The organism is Bradyrhizobium australafricanum, assembly GCF_020329495.1.
In the GTDB taxonomy this organism is placed as follows: Bacteria; Pseudomonadota; Alphaproteobacteria; order Rhizobiales; family Xanthobacteraceae; genus Bradyrhizobium; species Bradyrhizobium australafricanum.
On record NZ_JAGKJL010000010.1, the window covers coordinates 40,278 to 57,588 of the forward strand.

The window sequence follows — 17,311 nt, forward strand, 5'->3', positions numbered from 1 at the left end:
GTCAAAACTAGAATCTAGAGCTCCGTTCCGATTCGATCGGAACGGAAAAGGCTCTAGCTTCGCGCCGTCGCGCGCGGCGGATTCTTTGAAAGCGCCGCCGCCATCGCCGATATCAGCGGCCGCATGAAGAAGGCGTCTTCGGCCGGGTAGATGTCGGTGCGCAGGCCTTGGGACTTGAGTTCGTCCGATACCGCCGGTCCGACCGACGCGATCGGCGTACGCTCGAACCCCTCGCGTAACCTGTCCTCGCAACCGCGCGCCCGTGCCACTTCGATCAGGCGGCGGACCTGGCCGAGATTGGTCAGAGCGATCGCGTCCATGCGGCCCTGCGCCATCTCCTCGATCGCGGTGACGATGTTGGCGTCGGCGGCCTGCGCATCATAGACGTAGGGCAGCACCGTATCGACCTCGGCGCCCTGTGCCTTGATCGCGCCGATCAGGCTGGCGTGATCCTTGTCCGGATAGAGCTGCAGGCCGAGCCGATGGCCGGTCAGGTCGAGCTTCGACAGCATCTCGGCGACGCCTTCGGAGGTCGGCTTCTCGGTCGTCATTTGCGGTTCCAGGCCGATCTCGCGCAGTGCCCGGCCGGGTTTGGGGCCACGGGCGAATTTGCGCGCCTTGGCGAGGCTATCGACAAACTCCCGCTCGACGCCGATCCGGCGCACGACTTTCATCAGCCGGCGCAGGCCTTCGCCGGTCATCAGCACGAGGTCGTCGAGCGGCCGTTCGATGGCGCGGCGAATCCAGGCCTCGATCGGCACCGGATCAGGCGCATCGTGGATCGTGAACATCGGGCATTGCAGCACGTCGGCGCCCTGTTCGGCGAGCAGGCGGGAAAACTGCGCCTCCTCGCGCGTCTCGAGGATCAGGATGCGGTAGCCGTTCAGCCGTTCAGCCATGATGGATCCTAACAAACATTGTCGTCATTTGTTCGATTTGACCCCCGCGCCGGGATTGGCGCAAGGCCGCCTGCGGTGTAGACGGGGGCCGAAAATGACCGTTCCATCAATCTGCTCAAGCTTTGGTCAATTGGCATGCCCGACCATCAGTTCGTTTTGACCCTGTCGTGTCCGGACCGTCCAGGGATCGTCTCGGCGGTCTCGACGTTTCTCGCCCATAACGGCCAGAACATCCTGGACGCCCAACAGTTCGATGATGTGGAGACCGGCAAGTTCTTCATGCGCGTGGTGTTCACCGCGGCCGACCTCGCGGTCGAGCTCGCGGCGCTGCAGACCGGCTTTGCCGCGATCGCCGAACGTTTCGGGATGGAATGGCAGATGCGCGATCGCGCCAGCCGCCGCCGGGTGATGCTATTGGTGTCGAAATCCGATCACTGCCTGGTCGACATCCTCTACCGATGGCGCACCGGCGAGCTCGAGATGATTCCGACCGCCATCGTCTCCAACCATCCGCGCGAGACCTATGGCTCGCTCGATTTCGGCGATATCCCGTTCCATCATCTGCCGGTGACCAAGGAGGCCAAGCGGCAGCAGGAAGACGCGGTGTGGAAGCTGGCCCAGGACACCAAGACCGATCTCGTGGTGCTGGCCCGCTACATGCAGATCCTGTCGGACGAGATGTCGGCGCGGCTGTCGGGCCGCTGCATCAACATCCATCATTCCTTCCTGCCGGGCTTCAAGGGCGCTAGGCCCTACCACCAGGCCCATGAGCGCGGCGTCAAGCTGATCGGGGCCACGGCGCATTACGTCACCAGCGATCTCGACGAGGGGCCGATCATCGACCAGGACGTCGAGCGTATAAGCCATCGTGACACGCCTGAGGATCTTGTGCGCAAGGGGCGCGACATCGAGCGCCGGGTGCTGGCGCGCGCGATCCGCTACCATCTCGCCGATCGCGTCATCCTCAACGGACGCAAGACCGTGGTGTTCGTGGACTGATCCGCGTTCACTCCGGTTGTCGCGCTTTGACGGCTAGGGTGTCGCCCTGCATCGAGGTGCTGCATGAAACTCATCCACATGAGCGACATCCATCTGACGACGCCGGGGAGAACGATCTTTGGCCGTGATCCCATGCAGAACTTCGAGCGCGCTGGATCAGGTGCTTGCCGATCACCGCGACGCCGAGCTGATGGTGATCTCGGCGATCTTTCGGGTATCGGCGAGCTCGCTGACTATCACTTGCCGCGCGAACGCCTGAACGGGTTCTCAATCCCGGTGCGGCTCTGCATCGGCAATCATGATCATCGCGAGAGGTGTCTCAGCCTGTTTCCCAAATGCGCCGACGCGGACTGGTTCGCGCAAGGCGTTCACGACACCTCGTTCGGCGGCTACCTGCTGCTTGACACCTACGACCTGCAGACGGCCGCCGGCAGCTTTTGCCCGGCGCGGCAGGCCTGGCTGGAACGCCAGCGCATGACGGCCCGTTCTTCCTGCTCATGCATCACAATCTATTCCCGACCCGCATCGCGCCGGTGGACCGGATCGGCCTGCTCGATGATGCAGTTCCGATCGATCGTCACGAAGCACCGGAGCAAGATCAGGCACATTTTCTTCGGTCACTGCCACATCGTGCCGGGCGGTTCGGTGCGGGCGTTCCCATGACCCTCGCTGCGCCGAACCACGACAGCTATTCAGTATTTGCTGAGGTGCTGACCGTCGCCGATCTGCCGGATTCCTACGGGTGCGTTCGTCGCGACGACAACGTCACTGTCCACATGGTGGAGTTCGGCCACCGCGGCGAAATCATCCGCGAGGATCACTCCAGCTAGTCTGTCGGGCTGTCGCTTATCCCGTGCACGGCACAACCCGGTGCCTGTCCTGGTCCGGCCGTACGCTCAGTGGGCAGCGTCCTGCGGTGGCGTTGCCGGCTTGGCGTCATCGCCGCGCTCGGCCGCAGGCATCAGGCGCTTGCGCTCCCGCTCCTGCATGAACTTGTCGTATTCGGGGGTACCTGCCCGCGGCGGCGCGTCGGCGGGCAGGCCGCCGGCCCAGGCCGGAATGTAGTCGGCCATGCCGGCCGAGAGCTTCCGGTTCACGGTGCCGCATCCTCCGAGCGTACAGGCCGCGAACGCGAGGGCAGTCAGGACAGAGATAGGGCGCGAGAAGAACGGCATGTGAGGCAGGATACAGCCCTGGTCTTTATGGATGATGATCTTGGGCGCGACCGTTCGGCTGCAATTGTGCTTGTTTGTTGACATCGCGGCGCTGTTTGCACAATCGTACAAATGAATCGGGGCCGCCAAGGTGCTCTGGTGGCGCGTGATCGGTTCTTGGCATTGAGTTTCGTGGCTTCTTGGTATTTTAATACCATTTTCTTAGTTGGGTCCGATCGCGTCCCGCGCGACACACATCCATCGTCCGATTGACAGAGGGCACGGGGAGACGCCTTGTCGCGTTGCGGCTTGGCGGTGACACGGTTGGGTTAAGATAAGCCAACAACCGGAACTAAAGCTCAGCGCCGAAGATCAGAAGGGGGAGGGGGATGTCGATGTTCAATCGTCGCAAAATGTTGCTGTGGGGCGCCGCTTCGGCCGTGCTTCCCGGGTTGTGCGCCAGCGTGCCGGCGTGGGCGGACGACGCCGTCAAGATCGGGCTGATCCTGCCGATGACCGGCGGTCAGGCGTCGACCGGCAAGCAGATCGACAACGCCATCAAGCTCTACATGCAGCAGAAGGGCGACACCGTCGCCGGCAAGAAGATCGAGATCATCCTGAAGGACGACGCCGCGGTGCCGGACAACACCAAGCGGCTCGCGCAGGAACTGATCGTCAACGACAAGGTCAATTTCATCGCCGGCTTCGGCGTGACGCCCGCGGCGCTCGCCGCGGCGCCGCTGGCGACGCAGGCCAAGATCCCGGAAGTCGTGATGGCGGCCGGCACCTCCATCATCACCGAGCGTTCGCCCTATATCGTGCGTACCAGCTTCACGCTGGCGCAGTCCTCCACCATCATCGGCGACTGGGCGGTGAAGAACGGCATCAAGAAGGTCGCGACGCTGACCTCCGACTACGCGCCCGGCAACGATGCGCTGACCTTCTTCAAGCAGCACTTCACCGCCGGCGGCGGCGAGATCGTCGAAGAGGTCAAGGTCCCGCTCGCCAATCCGGACTTCGCGCCGTTCCTGCAGCGCATGAAGGATTCCAAGCCCGACGCGATGTTCGTATTCGTGCCGGCCGGGCAGGGCGGCAACTTCATGAAGCAATATGCCGAGCGCGGGCTCGACAAGAGCGGCATCAGGGTGATCGGACCCGGCGACGTCATGGACGACGATCTGCTCAACAATATGGGCGATGCCGCGCTCGGCGCGGTGACGGCGCATCTCTATTCGGCCGCGCATCCGTCCACGATGAACAAGGAGTTCGTCGTCGCCTACAAGAAGGCGTTCGGCAACCGCCCCGGCTTCATGGCGGTCAGCGGCTATGATGGCATCCATCTGATCTATGAGGCGCTGAAGAAGACCAATGGTGCGACCGACGGCGACAAGCTGATCGAGGCGATGAAGGGCATGAAGTGGGAGAGCCCGCGCGGCCCGATCTCGATCGATCCGGAAACCCGCGACATCGTGCAGAACATCTATATTCGCAAGGTCGAGAAGGTCGACGGCGAACTCTACAATGTCGAATTCGCGGCCTTCGAGGCCGTCAAGGATTCCGGCAAGACCAAGAAGTGACGCGCGAAAGTGCGTCATCCCGGGGCGCGCATTAGCGCGAACCCGGGATCTCGAAATTGGTGAAAAAGATTCCGGGTTCAGTGCATGCGCGCTGGCCCGGAATGGCGCGTAAATATCGGGATTCCTCCTCTTTCCATGGCCTCTATCCTCACCAACCTGTTCGACGGCGTCGCCTACGGCATGCTGCTGTTCGTGCTCGCCTGCGGGCTTGCGGTGACGCTCGGGTTGATGAATTTCGTCAATCTCGCGCATGGCGCCTTCGCCATGGCAGGCGGCTATATCTGCGCCGTGCTGGTGAACAATTCCGGCTGGCCGTTCTTCGCAGGCCTGCCGCTCGCCTTTGTCGGCAGCGCGGTGATCGGCATCGCGCTAGAGCGCACGCTGTACCGCCATCTCTATAGCCGCAGCCATCTCGACCAGGTGCTGTTCTCGATCGGCCTGGTGTTCATGTCGGTCGCGGCGGTCGACTACATCATGGGATCGTCGCGGGTGTTCATCAAGCTGCCGGCGGCGCTGGAAGGCCAGATCGACCTGTTCGGCGTCGGCATCGGCCGTTACCGGCTGATGATCGTGGTGATCTGCGGCCTGCTCCCGCTGGCGCTGCAACTGATCCTCGCCAAGACCCGGTTCGGCAGCCGGCTGCGCGCCGCGGTCGACGATTCGCGCGCTGCGATCGGGCTCGGCATCAACGTGCCGCAGGTGTTCGCCTTCACCTTTGCCTTCGGCTGCGGCCTCGCCGGCCTCGGCGGTGCGCTGAGTACGGAGATCCTCGGGCTCGATCCGTATTTCCCGTTGAAATTCATGATCTACTTCCTGATCGTCGTCACCGTCGGGGGCTCGTCCTCGATCACCGGTCCGTTCCTGGCGTCGCTGCTGCTTGGCATCGCCGATGTCGCCGGCAAGTATTACGTGCCCAAGCTCGGTCCGTTCGTGATCAACACCGTCATGATCGTGATCCTGCTCTGGCGTCCGAACGGCCTGTTCGGCCGCACCGCTGCGCGGTGAGGCGCTCATGACGGCGCTATCAGACGTTTCCACTCACGCGATGGCCAGCGCCCGCTGGCGGGTCAGCGAGGTCGCGTTCTGGGCGCTGGCGCTCGCCTGCGCCTTCGTGTTCCCGTCGCGCTATTTGATCATGACCGACATCGTACGGCTCGGTTTGTTCGCGCTGTCGCTCGACCTGATCCTCGGCTACGCCGGGATCGTTTCGCTCGGCCACGCGGCCTTCTTCGGCGTCGGCGCCTATTCGGCCGGCTTGCTGGCGCTGCACGGCATCATCAACGAGCCCGTGATCGCGCTGGTCGCCGCCGGTCTGGTTGCGGCGGTTCTTGGCTTCCTGACCAGCTTCCTGGTCATCCGCGGCGTCGACCTGACGCGGCTGATGGTGACGCTCGGTATTGCGTTGCTGCTGGAAGCGCTCGCCGAACGCTTCTCGAACATCACCGGCGGCACTGACGGGCTGCAAGGCATCGAGATGCAGCCGATCCTCGGTCTGTTCACCTTCGACATGTTCGGCAAGACCGGGTTCTTCTACTCGCTGATCGTGCTGTTCATCCTGTTCCTGCTCGCCCGACGCATTGTGCATTCGCCGTTCGGTCTGTCGCTGCGCGCGATCCGGAACAATCCGCTGCGCGCGGCCGCGATCGGCGTGCCGGTCAACCGCCGCCTGATCGCGGTCTATACGCTTGCCGCCTTCTATGCCGGGATCGCCGGCGCGCTGTTCACCCAGACCACGGCGCTTGCCTCGCTCGACGTGTTTTCCTTCGAGCGCTCGGCCGACCTGATGCTGGTGCTGGTGATCGGCGGCACCGGCTATCTCTATGGCGGCCTCATCGGCGCCGTCGTGTTCAAGATGCTGCAGGAGCTGTTTCAGAGCATCACCCCGCAATACTGGCTGTTCTGGATCGGCCTCGTGCTGGTCGTGATCGTGCTGGTCGGCCGCGCGCGCATCCATCGCTGGGTGCTGTTCGTGCCCAACCTGATCATCCGCCAGTTCGCCGGCCGCAAGGCCGCCGTTGCCGTGCCGGAGAGCGACGCGTCATGACGATCGCGCTGGAAACACGCGGCCTCGAAAAATCCTTCGGCGCTCTTCGCGTCACCCGCGATCTTTCGCTCAAGGTCATGCAGGGGGCCCGCCACGCGCTGATCGGGCCGAACGGCGCGGGCAAGACCACTGTGATCAATCAGCTGACCGGCGTGCTGACGCCGAACAGCGGGCGCATTCTCCTCGAAGGCAGCGACATCACCGGCCTGTCCGTCCACAAGCGGGTGCTGCGCGGGCTGTCGCGCACCTTCCAGATTAACCAGCTCTATCCCGACCTGACCCCGCTCGAGACCATCGGGCTTGCGGTCTCCGAACGGATGGGCCGCGGCGGCGACTGGTGGCGGCGGATGGGGACCCGGAGCGACGTCAACGCCGAGATCGCCGAGATCCTGTCGCGCTTCCATCTGCTCGACGTGATGACGGAACTCACCTCGACCTTGCCCTATGGCAAGCAGCGACTGCTCGAGATCGCGGTCGCGATCGCCGCCAAGCCGCGGGTGCTGCTGCTCGACGAGCCCGCGGCCGGCGTGCCCGAGAGCGAGCGCCACGACATCCTCGCGGCGGTGGCGGCATTGCCGCGCGACGTCACCGTGCTCCTGATCGAGCACGACATGGACCTCGTATTCTCCTTCGCCGACCGCATCTCTGTGCTGGTCAATGGCGGCCTGCTCACCGAGGGCGCGCCCGACGAGGTCGCGCGCGATCCGCAGGTGAGGGCGGTCTATCTCGGCGAGGCCGCCGATGCCTGACCTTCTTTCCATCCAGGGCCTGCGTGCCGGATACGGCGAGGCGGTGGTGCTGCCCGACATGTCGCTGGCGCTTGCGGAGGGCCAGGTGCTCGCGCTGCTCGGCCGCAACGGTACCGGCAAGACCACGCTGATCAATTCGATCGTCGGCATCGTCAGGCGCTTCGGCGGCAGCGTCGCGCTCGCAGGCCGCGACATCACGGCGATGCGGCCCGACCAGCGCGCCCGCGCCGGGATCGGCTGGGTGCCGCAGGAGCGCAACATCTTCCGCTCGCTGACGGTGGAAGAGAACATGACCGCGGTGGCGCAGCCCGGGCCGTGGACGGTCGAGCGGGTTTACGAGATGTTTCCGCGGCTGAAGGAGCGGCGGCGCAATTTCGGCAACCAGCTGTCCGGCGGCGAGCAGCAGATGCTGGCGATCGGCCGCGCGCTGACCCTGAATCCGAAAGTGCTGCTGCTCGACGAGCCGACCGAAGGCCTCGCGCCGATCATCGTTGAGGAATTGTTAAAGGCGATCGGAACCATCACGCGCTCGGGCGGCATCTGCTCGATCATCGTCGAGCAGAACGCGCAAAAGATTCTGGGGCTGGCCGACCGCGTTGTGATATTGGAACGCGGCATGATCGTGCACGATGCCGCAAGCAGCGCGCTGAAAGCCGATCCCTCCGTCCTCGAGCGCCACCTCGGCGTTTCCGGGGCCAAGGCACATTAGAAGGCACATGAGAAACGTCCGGGAGTTGACCATGCAGCGAACCAAGCCTCCGTTCCGCGCCGACGAGGTCGGCAGCTTGTTGCGGCCGCCGAAGATCAAGGAGGCCCGCGCCAGATTGGAGAAGGGCGAGATCTCGGCCGACGAGCTGCGCAAGGTCGAGGACATGGAGATCGAGAAGGTCGTGCACAAGCAGGCCTCGGTCGGCCTGAAGCTTGCGACCGACGGCGAGTTCCGCCGCTCCTGGTGGCACTTCGATTTCCTCAGCCATCTGACCGGTTGCGAACTGTTCCATCCCGACATGGGCATCCAGTTCGCCGGCGTGCAGACCCGGCACGATGCCATCAGGGTGATCGGCAAGCTGGATTTCTCCGATCGTCACCCGATGCTCGATCACTTCAGGTTCCTGAAGAAATACGCCAACCAGGCGCACGTCACGCCGAAGATGACGATCCCCTCGCCGGCGGTGCTGCATTTCCGCGGCGGCCGCAAGCTGATCTCGAAGGAGGTCTATCCGGACCTCGAGGAATTCTATCAGGACCTCGGCAAGACCTACCGCAAGGCGGTCAAGGCGTTCTACGACGCCGGTTGCCGCTATTTGCAATTCGACGACACCGTGTGGGCCTATCTGTGCTCGCAGGAGGAATTGCAGAAGTCGCGCGACCGCGGCGACAATCCCGACGGCCTGCAGGAGATCTACGCCCGGGTCATCAACTATGCGATCGCCGACCGTCCGTCCGACATGGTGATCACGACCCATGTCTGCCGCGGCAATTTCCGCTCGACCTGGATCTCCTCCGGCGGCTACGAGCCGGTCGCCGAGACGCTGCTCACCGGCACCAATTACGACGGCTATTTCCTCGAATATGATTCCGACCGTGCCGGCGGCTTCGAGCCGCTGCGCTTCCTGCCCAAGGGCAACAAGGTCGTGGTGGTCGGCGTCATCACCTCGAAGTTCGGCGAGCTCGAGAAGAAGGACGACATCAAGCGGCGGCTGGAGGAGGCATCCAAATTTGCCCCGATCGAGCAGCTCGCGGTGTCGCCGCAATGCGGCTTCGCCTCGACCGAGGAAGGCAACATCCTCTCCGAGGAAGAGCAGTGGGCCAAGCTGCGGCTCGCCGTCGAGGTCGCGAACGAGGTGTGGGGCAAGTAAGACCGCTTCCTCCGTCATTGCGAGGAGCGAAGCGACGAAGCAATCCATCTTTCCCCACGTGGAGGCATGGATAGAGCTTCGCTTCGCTCGCAATGACGGGTGAGAGCTGTGCTTCACCTCTCCACCAGATAGACCTCGCCGAGCAGCGAGGAGTTCGACCACGGCACCTGCTTGCCCTTGGTCGTGGCGGCGACCTCGGCGCGAACCCGCGTCAGCATCTGTTGCACCTCGAGGCCGGGCGTGCCGACATGGCGCGACAGTGCCGCCGAGAACGGGCTGTTGGCGCCTTCGCCGTCGAGCGCGACCTGGCCCGGCGCGGTCGCGAACGCGATCAGCGTGCCGGCGCCGAGCGTCGAGCCTGATCCGAGCGAGGCGGGCGCGGCAAGGCCGGAGCCGGCCTCGATGCCGCGGCTTAGCCCCGCGGAGGCCACCTGCGGCGCCATCGGATTGTTGCGGCAGGCATCCAGGATCAGGATGTTGGTACGGATCTGATCGTCGAGACCGGCCATGATGATGTCCATGTCGACCATCGCGTCGGTCATGCGCCCGCCCGCCTTGAACTCGGTATCGACCGGCACGAGGTAGTTGCGGCCGTCGACCTGCACGCCGTGACCGGCATAGTAGACCACCGCGATCTGCGACCGCGCGGCCTCGCGCAGGAAATCGTGGATCGTCTGCTGCATGGCGTCGCGCCCGAGATCGAGACCTTCGGAGACGGTGAAGCCGATCTCGCGCAGGCTCTTGGCGATGGCGCGCGCGTCGTTGGGCGGGTTGGGCAGCACCTTCACATGGGCATAGGCACCGTTGCCGATCACCGGCGCGACGCGGCGGCCGGCGGCCGCGGCCTGCACGCGTGCCGCGGACGAGGCTGGAGCAGCTGCGGGCGCCGGCGGTGCAGGGCTGCTCTCGGCGGCAGGTGCCGCCGCGGTCTTGCGCGGGGCGGCGTCGGCCTCCTTCAGCAGCGCCAGCCGCACCTTGGCGGTGGCCTGGTTGGCCTTGCTGCCGGCGTCGGAGGCCGCGCCCTCGAGCACTGACGCGTAGTCTTCCTTGGCGTGCGCGGCATCGCCCTTGGCCTCATAGGCGAGGCCCCGCTGGGTATAGGCCGAGATCAGCACGCTGCCCGGCGGCGTCATGACGTTGACCGGCGCCTTCGCCTTGGCGAGCCGGATCGCTTCCGTCGTGTCCGCAATGGCGCGGGCGATGTCGCCCTTGGCGCGCCAGATCACGGCGCGGCTGATCAGCGGCTGCGGCAGCGACGGGTCGATCCTGACCGCCTCGCTGATGTCGGTGAGCGCGCCGTCGAGATCACCGAGTGCCTGCTTCGAGGAGCCGCGGTTCTGGTAGGAGAAGGCCGATTTCGGACCGGCCTTGATCGCGGCGTCGTAGTCGGCGATCGCCCTGGTGTAGTCGCCCTTGCTGCGATAGGCGTTGCCGCGGTTGTGGAAGATGATGCCGCTCGGCGGGCCCATGCGCAGCGCGTCGTTGAAGTCGGCGATCGCGATGTCGTGCTCGCCCTTGTCGAAATAGGCCGAGCCCCGCAAATTGTAGACGGCGGTGCTGGGCTTGAGGCGCAGCGCCTCGGTGGCGTCGGCAATCACCTGCGCGTAGTTGCCCTTCTTATTCCAGCCGACCGCGCGCCAGAAATAGATGGTGGCAAGCTTCTCGCCGGAAAATACCTTCAGCGCGATGATCTTGGTGCAGGCGTCGATCATCTGGTCGGCCAGGCTGGTCTCGGTCGTACAGAGCGGGCCGAACTGGGCGCGCGCCTGGGCGAAGCAGGCCGCCGACCACAGGACGGCCGCAAGCAGGCAGGGGATCAGGAACAGACGGCGCATCGCTCATCCGGGTGCTGGCCGTCATGGTGATCGGCGTCGGCGGTCCAAGGGGCGGTCATGCCTGTTTGGTGATCGGGGAGCGGAGGGGGTTCAATTGGAGGGAAAAATGAATGCAGCGATCATCCCATGTTCTCGACAAAGGATGGACCATGCTTGGCGGCAAGTCAGGGCCGGGAGGTGGCTCACGCGAGCGTAGCTCAGGATGTCATCGCTCGGTCGCCGGCCACGGCTCCGCCTTCGTGACATAGACCCAATACGGCACGCCAAATCCTGCATGTAGCTGGCCCCATGGCTTCAAATCGAAATGCCAAGCTTGAACGTCGGGACGTTCGACGACTTCCGCCGGGACGATGTACAGAGGTTCGCCAACCACGCCTTTTTCCATGCGTGGAGCAAACACGAAGCCAAAGGGCAGAGGCGGCATTATGGGATGGATCAGATCTTGATAGTGTTCCACGCCGCTTTGAGCGATCATCGCCGCGAACTCCGCAAGATGGACAGAGGGAATGTTCGCCCGAAGAGGCTGGTCGTCGTCGACGACCAGGAAACCAGACATCTGACGACCGCCGAAGACCAGAGACTCGCTGTTGCTTGACGGATTGCTCGCGCTATCCATCTTCTCGACAAAGAAGCGGTGAGCTGCCCAAGGCACGCAAACGAAGAGCGCCGCCGCCACGAGCAATCCAACGAATCCGTTTCGTGACAATCGCGAATGTTGAGAGGACGCGATCGCTGTCCATGTACGGCTGCTCAGTCCCAGTGCAAAGAACAGCGCCATCATCGGCTGACTTGCTGCGAGCGCGCGGGCTCCATCGTCGAAGTAAATGAATGCGGACGATGCCACGATGCTCGTCCAGAGAAGAGCCCAGAATGTGAGTTCGACGGCGTTCGCTCGTCGTATGGCGCCATACAAAAGGCCGACGATGCATATCGCCGTCAGCACGTTCTGGGGCAGCCAGTCCGGCTGGACGACCCATCCGTAGCCTCGCCAGAGCACGCCGGGAAACGTCGTCGCGAATTCCCCGATGCTGTCTGCCAATCGCTGAAAGAGGACGACGGGGTTCGCACGAAAATTGTTCCAGGCGGCAGAGTAGAGTTGCCGGACCATGGCTTCCTCGCTGCCGACCACAGGCGTACCTTCCGCGGCGAGTTTCTTGAGGCAGCCGTCCCAAGTCGTTCCGATCGAAAGGCCACAGAGCACGTAGGCAAAATTGCCGGTGGTCGTCGAACCAGAGCCTGCCCCATAGGCCCGTGGTAGCACGGAATTCAATCCGAGAACGCCGAATAGAACACATGAAGCTGCAAGGCCAATCCTGACCTTTGCTTTGGCGCAACGACCGAATTGCCAGACCAGCCAGACCAGGAGAGCAGGAAGCGTAAACATGCTTCCCATTCGCGTCATCAATGCCATGGCTGTCATCGCAAACGCGACCAGCGCTGCACTGACAGAGCGATCGTGGAAGGCCTTGAGGAAAAATGGGATCGACAGCAGCGCCCAGAACAATCCCAGTGGTTCGGTGAGCGTTGTCGGCACGAAATATCGGCTGTAGATATAAGTCAACGCAAGGAAGGCCATTCCAGCCCAGACGCCGCGCCACTTCATGATCGCGTGTGTCGCGAAACAAATCGCGCCTGCCAGCAGGCAGGCTTGCAGAATCAGCATGTGCTGCAGAGAAAGGTTGCCAAAAATCAGGAGAACCGATCTGAAGGCTGCGGCCAGAGGCCGCCGAAGTGCGAACCAGCTCCAGCTGCCATGCGCCACCTGACTTTGGGCGGACGCCAAGTAGCCGTTTGCGTCTGAAAACGGAAGCAGACCACCAAGAATCGTGGCGCTGGGGTCGCTGGGTCTGACGACCCCCGCCCACATGGCGCTGATGCAAAAGACCAATGCACACGCGACGATCGGAAATCCAGACCAGGCGAGGAGCCGCCGCAGGGCCCGTTCGTGTGCTTCTGTCCGGACCTGCTGAGATGCATTCGAGCCGATCAACCACGTCGTTACCGCACCGAGCCCGGCGAGCATCAAGAGCGGGTACGTGAGAAACGGCTCGTTGCTGGCGGCCCATTTGGCTAATGGCGACCAGCGGATCAGCGCGGCGGTTGGCAGCGCATAGCCGCTCGCCCATGCATAGAGGCTGGCGACGACGAATGCCGCCGAGGCAACTAACGCGGCCCCGCAGAGCCCGGCCAGGATCCAATAGGGTGTTCCCAGCAGGGCCGTCCTCGATCGCTCCCCATACCGGTTCACGAACGATCCGAGCGGCCCGGAATACGCAAAACAGCCGAGCAGTGCGCACAGTATCGCAAGTGCAGAGGAGACCCAGGCTCTCGGTCGTACGCTGTAGCGAAGGGTTGCTACTGCCGCCGCATCATTCTTTACGTCAGGGGGAAGCGCGAAGATCACGTAATCCCCCCAGTGGCTAAAGCCGGCCGTAGTACCCGACCGAATGAGATCGTGCAGAGTGTGCTGGGGCCCCATCGTGTGGCCGTTGATGCTCAGCTCGAGCATCGATTCAAATGGCTTCCCGCTGCTGTCCCCGACCAGCGGTTGCCTCCACCATGGCGGCGCCGCTTCCTGCGGAACACCCAATATCAGTGAAGCGCGCGGCGGATTCGTCTCTGCTCCGAACGGTCCGGGAAATTTGAACTCCCTCTGCCAGACACCGAGCTGAAGCACGAGTGAGACCAGGGTCAACGCGGTCAGCGGCCAGAACAGCAATCTGGCTATTCTGACGCCTGCCAGCGTCCAATCGCTGCCTCTGCCGCTGGCCGTTGCGAAGGTTCTCAGCAGTTGCTGCATTCCTACACTCGCTCGACCACGACGATCATTCGGAACGCGAGGTGCTTGCGAAGGAACACCGGTACCATCTTTTCAAACTGCAGCGTCGGGCTGACCAGAGCCGCCGGAATCAAAGACCATCTCTGCAATCCGCCGCTCATCGGATAGGCAAACAGGCTGTGCCAGTCCACGCTGCGCACGCGCAGCGATGGCACGGTCTGTTCCACGCGCCGGCGGGCCGGCTCCGTCGCAAACAGCAGCGAGGGAATGGCCTGGTTTGCGTCGAACGGGTCACGATTGGGATCGATCGGCACCGGAGCGAATGGATCGGCAGTCATATCCACCGGCTCTTCGTGAAAGTGGTCGTAGAACCTGCGCGCCAACGTCGTCATCGCCGGCTCGATCATCACGAGCCGTCCGCCTGGCTTCAGCACACGTGACGCCTCGTTGAGGAATTCAATCGGGCGCTCCAGATGATGCAGGACGTCGAGCATCACCACGCCGCCAAATACGCCGCCCTGGAACGGCAGCCGGTGAGCGTCGGCCACCACATCGATGCCGGGAAAGCGCAGGATGTCGACGGAGACGACATCCGGGCGAGTTTGTTTGATGTGGGCGGTGCCCCCACCGATATCGAGAATCGCGCCCTCCGGACAGTTCTCAAACAGCTGCCGATGGTAGTCTTGGTAGAGAAGGCGAATCGCCCGCTTCGTTTCCCACACTTCGCGGTGAACGATCTGGCGCTGGTTCAAGCCGGCTGGATTGTCTGTCACGGCTCACCGATCATATGGCTTTGAGCTTGCGATACGCGAATACAACCATCTTCAGCAGCAGCCAGCCGTCGCGAAAGCGCGAAATCTGAGTCTGGCCGAACGTGCGGGCCTTGTAGTGAATGGGCGTCTCGATCAGCTTCAGGTTTTGCTTCACCGCACCGAAGATCAGGTCGAAGTCACCGAACGGATCGAAATTGCCGAAATAGGATCGCTCGCGCGCCAGCACCTCGTAGTCCTTTCGCAGCAGGACCTTGGTACCGCACAGGGTGTCGGTCAATCGCGTGTTGGTCAGATAGCTGAAGATGTAGGCGAAGCATCGATTGGCAATCAGGTTGAGCGGCCGCATCGCTTCGTTTTCCATCGGATAGATGAGGCGGCTGCCATTGACGAATTCAGCTTTGCCGCTTTCGATCACAGCATGGTACTTTGGTAACGCCTCGGGCGGCATGGTCAGGTCCGCATCGAGAATCATCAGGACGTCCTGCTTGGCTGCCGCAAAGCCTTTTCGTACGGCGTCACCTTTGCCCTTGCCGTCCTGCTTCAGCACCGTGATGTCCCAAACGCCCCGATAGGCGTCGCGAACCCGCTCGCACTCCTCGAAGGTGCCGTCACTTGAGTTGCCCTCGACGAAGATGATCTCTTGCGCGCTGCCGAACCTGGGCATGCGCTTGATGGCGCTCTCGATGTTGCCACGTTCGTTGCGGCAAGGAATGAGGATGCTCGCCGAGAGCTTCCGGTCGGCAAACTGCCGTATGGGGCGCCCAACAAAATATGTCCGCAAGCAAAGATTGCGGATGCCCGGCAGCGGCGCGATGAACCGGTTGATGAAGGGCCCCAGCCCGAGCCACCGCCGCGGCAGCAATTGCCTTTGCTCGTGCCTGATGACCTCAAGGTCGGCAAGATCCATCAGATTAAGGAAGTCCGAGGTGGCGATATAATTGATCTTCGGCTGCCGGCTCTTCAGTCTGAGCATTTCTCCGATCTTGAGGATCGGTTCCCAGAGGGGGGAATAATAGGAAATCACCAGTCGCGTCGATGGTGAGCAGATCCTCTGGATCAGCCCAAGCGTCCCATCGATGTCGTCGAACATCCCGATCGTGTCCGCGATAACGATGTAGTCGAATGGACCTTCGATCGCGTCGAACGTTTGCGGATCTTCCACGTCGCCTTCATGAAATTGCAGATTGGGGAATCGTTCGCGCGCCCGCGTGATCGCCGCCTGGCTGAAGTCGACGCCCACTCCATAAGAAGGCTCAAGCGCGGCGAGCAGCTCGCCGCGGCCGCAACCCAGTTCAAGCACACGCTTTCCAGGAGGAATCAGAAAGCGCATGTACTGAAGGTCTTCGGCATAGTAGGCCGAATTGATCTTCCGCCAGCGCTCCTGTTCCTCAAGCGTGGCCTCGATGCGCTCCAGGAATTCGCGCTTACGGTTGCTGAGCGGCCGCGGCTCGCTGGACAAAGTCGCCGCTGTGTTCGCCTGGGATGAATAAGAAGCCAATGCAATCTCCGACAGTCACGCTATTGCACACGGGCAATTGCATTGATGCAGGCGCCGTCCGAAACCATTCGGCCTAGTTCGGCGGCCGAGGAAGGCAGCGCGTTGCCGTGCTTTTCATCGAAAAAACGGTACCCGTTTGGAATGAAATACGAAAAGAGTTCTTCTAGGGAGGTCCCTCGTTCCTCGAGCACGTAGGGCGCCAGTTCCATGACGAAAATCGGCTTCACGTCCTTCATGAGCTTTGAGGCTCCGCGGAGAACGTCGCACTCGTAGCCATCCACATCCAGCTTGACGAGCTGCACCCGCAGATCCGGGAACTGGGCCAGAACATCGTCGAGTCTGCGAGCTTGCGCGGCTTCCGTGCGCATCTCACGCCCAAGGTGCTTTGCGTGCAAGCCGCTTTCATTGGTGAGCGGCCAGCTCGAATAGATGGCTGACGGAACGGGTTCGGCGTCCTTACCGGTCAGGAAGCAGTGCAGAGGGATCACGCGCTTCTGCAGCTCGGGATTCAGTTCGAGATTGCGATTGAGCTTGCGAAAGGCGAAGTCGGTCGGTTCGAAGGCGAGAACGCGTCCTTCCGGACCAACGAGGCGAGCCAGATGGAGCGTGTGGGCTCCTACATTGGCCCCAATATCGAGGACCAGTGATCCGGGCTTCACAAGCTCGCGCAGCGTGGCCCTCGTTTGGCGCTCGTAGATATTGCCGAGATAGATCGCGAAATCGATGCCTTGCGCCAGGTCCAGATCGTAGTTGATGCCGTTTCTGACGGCGATCTGACGATCGGATCTTCCCAGCAGCGACCGTCCAGCGCGAACGGCGCGGTACATCAAGCGAGCGGCACCGATCTTGTGAGTGGTTTTCATTGGCGAATTTGGTGTCCCTAAAGCCGGCACTCTTAACGAACGTCGGCGCGGTTGTAAAACGTGCGGATTGGGTCGCTCGTCGAGCTCGGCTCCCCGATGCGAAGGGGGCTGTGGAACTTTTGTTTGAAAATCGGTGGTTGTGACAATTCGCGCCGCAAAAGCGCGGCGAGAGAGCGCATCCGATCGTGTGGACCAGGCGATAGCGGTCAAACAGGGGCGGTCGTGCCTCGCGGTATGGTCCTTCGATAGCGCGTAGGCCTTCCATTGGTGGGAAGATGGTGA

The 17,311-nt window shown here is 62.8% G+C and carries 16 protein-coding genes; 9 read left to right on the forward strand and 7 right to left on the reverse strand.

What is annotated here, in order from left to right:
- Positions 1–53 precede the first annotated feature (53 nt).
- Positions 54–899: a uroporphyrinogen-III synthase gene (locus J6525_RS11475; protein WP_016840250.1), complete on the reverse strand. Its 846-nt coding sequence runs from the start codon at positions 897–899 to the stop codon at positions 54–56.
- Positions 900–1,034: 135 nt separating this feature from the next.
- Between J6525_RS11475 and purU the strand changes: the two genes are divergently transcribed.
- From purU to J6525_RS11490, 3 genes are all read left to right on the forward strand, one after another.
- The gene (gene purU / locus J6525_RS11480) at positions 1,035–1,898 is read left to right on the forward strand and encodes a formyltetrahydrofolate deformylase (protein ID WP_016840251.1); all 864 of its coding nucleotides are present in this window, start codon (positions 1,035–1,037) and stop codon (positions 1,896–1,898) included.
- 78 nt (positions 1,899–1,976) lie between these two features.
- Positions 1,977–2,561 carry a metallophosphoesterase family protein gene (locus tag J6525_RS11485; RefSeq protein WP_225644451.1) on the forward strand — a complete coding sequence of 195 codons (585 nt, stop codon included), beginning with the start codon at positions 1,977–1,979 and terminating at the stop codon, positions 2,559–2,561.
- On the forward strand, positions 2,558–2,728 hold the full coding sequence (locus J6525_RS11490) for a hypothetical protein (protein WP_225644453.1): 171 nt from the start codon (positions 2,558–2,560) through the stop codon (positions 2,726–2,728). The genes J6525_RS11485 and J6525_RS11490 overlap by 4 nt, the downstream gene beginning before the upstream one ends.
- Before the next feature lie 66 nt (positions 2,729–2,794).
- Here J6525_RS11490 and J6525_RS11495 read toward each other — a convergent pair whose 3' ends face one another.
- A complete protein-coding gene (locus J6525_RS11495; RefSeq protein ID WP_225644603.1) occupies positions 2,795–3,073 on the reverse strand; it encodes a hypothetical protein in 279 nt (92 codons plus the stop codon).
- A 374-nt stretch (positions 3,074–3,447) separates the two neighbouring features.
- Between J6525_RS11495 and J6525_RS11500 the strand changes: the two genes are divergently transcribed.
- The 6 genes from J6525_RS11500 to J6525_RS11525 all read left to right on the forward strand — a co-directional run bounded on the left by J6525_RS11500 (position 3,448) and on the right by J6525_RS11525 (position 9,281).
- Complete coding sequence (locus tag J6525_RS11500; protein WP_225644455.1) at positions 3,448–4,629, forward strand: ABC transporter substrate-binding protein; 1,182 nt, start codon at positions 3,448–3,450, stop codon at positions 4,627–4,629.
- 135 nt (positions 4,630–4,764) lie between these two features.
- Entirely contained in the window at positions 4,765–5,634 is an 870-nt protein-coding gene (locus J6525_RS11505) for a branched-chain amino acid ABC transporter permease (RefSeq protein WP_225644457.1), read from the forward strand.
- Between the two features lie 7 nt (positions 5,635–5,641).
- Entirely contained in the window at positions 5,642–6,673 is a 1,032-nt protein-coding gene (locus J6525_RS11510) for a branched-chain amino acid ABC transporter permease (RefSeq protein WP_225644459.1), read from the forward strand.
- The gene (locus tag J6525_RS11515) at positions 6,670–7,422 is read left to right on the forward strand and encodes an ABC transporter ATP-binding protein (protein WP_225644461.1); all 753 of its coding nucleotides are present in this window, start codon (positions 6,670–6,672) and stop codon (positions 7,420–7,422) included. Before J6525_RS11510 ends, J6525_RS11515 begins: the two co-directional genes overlap by 4 nt.
- The gene (locus J6525_RS11520) at positions 7,415–8,131 is read left to right on the forward strand and encodes an ABC transporter ATP-binding protein (protein WP_225644463.1); all 717 of its coding nucleotides are present in this window, start codon (positions 7,415–7,417) and stop codon (positions 8,129–8,131) included. The genes J6525_RS11515 and J6525_RS11520 overlap by 8 nt, the downstream gene beginning before the upstream one ends.
- Positions 8,132–8,162: 31 nt before the next feature.
- Complete coding sequence (locus J6525_RS11525) at positions 8,163–9,281, forward strand: cobalamin-independent methionine synthase II family protein (protein ID WP_225644464.1); 1,119 nt, start codon at positions 8,163–8,165, stop codon at positions 9,279–9,281.
- Positions 9,282–9,394: 113 nt separating this feature from the next.
- On the opposite strand, the gene J6525_RS11530 is transcribed toward J6525_RS11525, so the two are convergent.
- The 5 genes from J6525_RS11530 to J6525_RS11550 form a co-directional block, all read right to left on the reverse strand.
- Positions 9,395–11,116, reverse strand: a complete 1,722-nt coding sequence (locus J6525_RS11530) for a caspase family protein (RefSeq protein WP_225644466.1) — start codon at positions 11,114–11,116, stop codon at positions 9,395–9,397.
- Between the two features lie 205 nt (positions 11,117–11,321).
- A complete protein-coding gene (locus tag J6525_RS11535) occupies positions 11,322–13,916 on the reverse strand; it encodes a hypothetical protein (RefSeq protein ID WP_225644468.1) in 2,595 nt (864 codons plus the stop codon).
- 2 nt (positions 13,917–13,918) lie between these two features.
- The gene (locus tag J6525_RS11540) at positions 13,919–14,668 is read right to left on the reverse strand and encodes a class I SAM-dependent methyltransferase (RefSeq protein ID WP_225644470.1); all 750 of its coding nucleotides are present in this window, start codon (positions 14,666–14,668) and stop codon (positions 13,919–13,921) included.
- Positions 14,669–14,678: 10 nt separating this feature from the next.
- Positions 14,679–16,166 carry a glycosyltransferase gene (locus tag J6525_RS11545; protein WP_225644472.1) on the reverse strand — a complete coding sequence of 496 codons (1,488 nt, stop codon included), beginning with the start codon at positions 16,164–16,166 and terminating at the stop codon, positions 14,679–14,681.
- 20 nt (positions 16,167–16,186) lie between these two features.
- Positions 16,187–17,029 (reverse strand): FkbM family methyltransferase, encoded by an 843-nt coding sequence (locus tag J6525_RS11550; protein ID WP_225644474.1) that lies wholly within the window; start codon positions 17,027–17,029, stop codon positions 16,187–16,189.
- Between the last annotated feature and the right edge of the window lie 282 nt (positions 17,030–17,311).